The sequence below is a fragment of the Paucibacter sp. XJ19-41 genome (genome assembly GCF_028462495.1).
Lineage (GTDB): Bacteria > Pseudomonadota > Gammaproteobacteria > Burkholderiales > Burkholderiaceae_C > Roseateles_E.
On sequence record NZ_JAQOWX010000229.1, the window covers coordinates 1 to 2,982 of the forward strand.

At 72.0% G+C, this 2,982-nt stretch carries 3 protein-coding genes; all 3 read left to right on the top strand.

Features of this window, described 5'->3' with window-relative positions; translation table 11 throughout:
* A partial coding sequence (locus tag PO768_RS28340; RefSeq protein ID WP_272648725.1) for a contractile injection system tape measure protein occupies positions 1–940 on the top strand: 940 nt, incomplete at its 5' end.
* Positions 941–1,718: 778 nt separating this feature from the next.
* Positions 1,719–2,384, top strand: a complete 666-nt coding sequence (locus tag PO768_RS29390) for an ATP-binding protein (RefSeq protein WP_442953314.1) — start codon at positions 1,719–1,721, stop codon at positions 2,382–2,384.
* Positions 2,381–2,982, top strand: a 602-nt coding sequence (locus PO768_RS28350) for an Ig domain-containing protein (protein WP_272648727.1), incomplete at its 3' end; no start/stop codon positions are given. The genes PO768_RS29390 and PO768_RS28350, both read left to right, overlap by 4 nt.

Sequence of the window (2,982 nt, forward strand, 5' to 3'; positions counted from 1 at the left end):
GACCCCGGCGGCCGGCCGCGAGGCGGCGACCTTGCAGGCCTGCAGCGGCCTGCTGCAGCGGGCCTTGCAGGTGCTGCAGCCGCAGGCCAAGGCGGCCGAGACCGAGCGCCAGCACTGGCGCTGGCTGCTACGCCCCTTGCTGATCGAGGGCCAGGCGCCCCGGCCCGAGACCCTGGTGCGCCGCTGGGCGATGCAGCTGCACCGCGCGCTGCCACAGGGCTCGCTGGCGCGCTGTTTCGCACGGCTGGACCGGGTGCTGGCGGGCCTGAGCGCCTGGGCCGACCCGGTGCTGGCGCGGCTGCGCCGGGGCCTGCGGCGCGCGCCCAGCCGCGCCGAGCACTATGAGCTGGGTTTGCGGGCGGATCGGCCCGCAGCCGTGCCGGCGGCAAGACCCGACCCCGTCGATGCCGACAGCCCGATCTATATCGCCGATGCCGGCCTGGTGATGCTGGCCGCCTATGCCGAGCGCCTGTTCGGCCGGCTGGCGCTGCTGGAGGCCGGGCGCTTCAAGAGCCCGGCCGCACAAAGCCTGGCGGTGGCCGCGCTGGGCTATCTGGCCGCCGGCCATGAGGTCGGCCATGGGGTCGGCAGCGAGGCCCAGCAGGTGCTGGCCAAGCTCTTGTGCGGCGTGCCGCCGGCCCAGGTGCTGCCGGCGCCCGAGCCGCTGGGCGAGGAGCGGCGCGCGCTGCTGGACGCCTTGCTGGGCGCGGTGATCGCGCACTGGAAGGCGGTGGGCAACACCTCGGTCGAGGGCCTGCGCCAGAGCTTTCTGCGCCGCGGCGGCCGGCTCACTCGCAAGCCCGGCGATGCGGATGAACAGGCCTGGCGACTGCTGGTCGAGCCCAAGCCCTTCGACCTGCTGCTGGATCGTCTGCCCTGGTCGTTCTCGACGATCAGATTGCCCTGGATGACGGGAGTGCTGCATGTCGACTGGCGCTAGCACCGCATTGCAGGCCCGGGCCTTGGCGCTGGAGCTGAACTGGCTCGGCCAGGTCCTGAGCCTGCGCCTGGAACAGCATTTCCAGCAAAGCGAGGCCGGTTTCGAGGCCGCGCCGCCGCCGCCCGGTCTGCCGCCGGGCAGCGAGCTGGCGCGTCTGGTCGAGAGCTTGCAGCTGGGGCCGGCCGAGCGGGCGGTGCTGGCCCTGGCCCTGCTGCCGCATCTGCGCCCGGCCGCGCTGGACCTGCTCTTCATGCGCAACAGCAATCTGGAGCGCGGCTTCACCGAGTTCGGCGGCATCAAGGGCCAGGCCCATGGCGGCTTTCTGCCGACCGGCGAGACCGCCGCCTTTCTGATCGCCGGCGAGGACTTGCAGCGCCGCATCGCGCTGCTGGCGCTGTTCGATGCCGAGCATGGGTTCGCGCGCCAGGGCCTGCTGAAGCTGGACAACCCGGCCGGCGGCGAGCCGCAGCTCAGCGGCGCGCTGCAGATCAGCGCCGAGGCGCTGCAGCGCCTGGCCACCGGGGTCTGGCACAAGCCCGACTACAACGCGCAGTTCCCGGCCNCCGGCGGCGAGCCGCAGCTCAGCGGCGCGCTGCAGATCAGCGCCGAGGCGCTGCAGCGCCTGGCCACCGGGGTCTGGCACAAGCCCGACTACAACGCGCAGTTCCCGGCCAAGCTGATCACCAGTCCGCTGGGCTGGGACGATCTGGTGCTGGCGCCCGAGGTGATGGACGAGGTGAACCAGGTCTGCACCTGGATGCGCGAGGGCCAGCGCCTGATGCAGGACTGGGGCCTGGCGCGCACGCTCAAGCCCGGCTACCGGGCGCTGTTCTACGGCCCGCCCGGCACCGGCAAGACCCTGACCGCCACGCTGATCGGCCAGGCCGCGCAGGTCGATGTCTACCGCATCGATCTGTCCATGGTGGTGTCCAAATACATCGGCGAGACCGAGAAGAATCTGGCCCGGGTCTTCGACCAGGCGCAGAGCCGGCGCTGGGTGCTGTTCTTCGACGAGGCCGATGCCTTGTTCGGCAAGCGCAACAGCAATAACCAGAGCGCCAACGACCAGCATGCGAACCAGGAGATCGCCTATCTGCTGCAACGGGTCGAGGACTTCCCCGGCACCGTGATCCTGGCCTCGAATCTGCGCAGCAATATCGACGAGGCGTTTGCGCGGCGCTTCCAGTCGATGATTTATTTCCCGCTGCCCGACGCCGAGCAGCGGCTGCGGCTGTGGCGCGGCATGCTGGCGCCACAACGGCTGTCGGCCGAGGTCAAGCTGGACGAGATCGCCGAGCGCTATGAGCTATCGGGCGGCGCGATCGCCAATGTGCTGCGCTATGCGGCCTTGCTGGCGCTGCGCCGGCACAGCGAGCAGATCAGCGCCGCCGAGCTGCGCCAGGGTCTGGTCAAGGAGCTGCGCAAGGAAGGGAGGACCTTGTGAAGCGCCGCTACCTGCTTTGCGTCCTGCTGCCGGCCTTGGTCGCGGCATCGGCGGCCGAGGCGCCGCTCAGCGCCCCCGCCAGCGCCCCCTCCACCGCGCCCATCAGCGCGCCGGCCCCGGCCGCCTCACGCGCGCTGAGCCAGTTGCAGGAGCCGCTGCAACTGGACAACGCCGCGTTCCGTCTGCCCGCGGCCCTGCTGGAGCGCCCCTATCGCCGCCCGCTGCATGCCCAGGGCGGCCGTCCGCCCTATCGCTTCGAGCTGGCCGAGGGGGCTCTGCCCGAGGGCATCGCGCTGTCCCCGCTGGGGGTGCTGCAGGGCACGGCCGACAAGCCGGGCAGCCACCGCTTCACGGTGCGCCTGATCGACGCGCTGGGCGAGCAGACGCAGCAGCGCTATCTGCTGGCGGTCGTGCAGGCCCGGCCCAAGGCAGCGGCCGCGGCCGCCAGCGCGGCGAGTGGCCCCAAGCCGCTGATGACATTGTCGGCCGAGGACGTGCTCGCGCTGCCGCCGGCACGGCCGCTGGCCCAGGCCTACCGGCTGATGCCGGCGGTGCTGGACATCCTGCTGCCGGCCGAGAGCGTCGAGGACGGCAGCCT

Coding starts and splice junctions, on each gene's coding strand:
- PO768_RS29390 (WP_442953314.1), top strand. CDS start 1,719: ATGCAGGACTGGGGCCTGGCGCGCACGCTCAAGCCCGGCTACCGGGCG.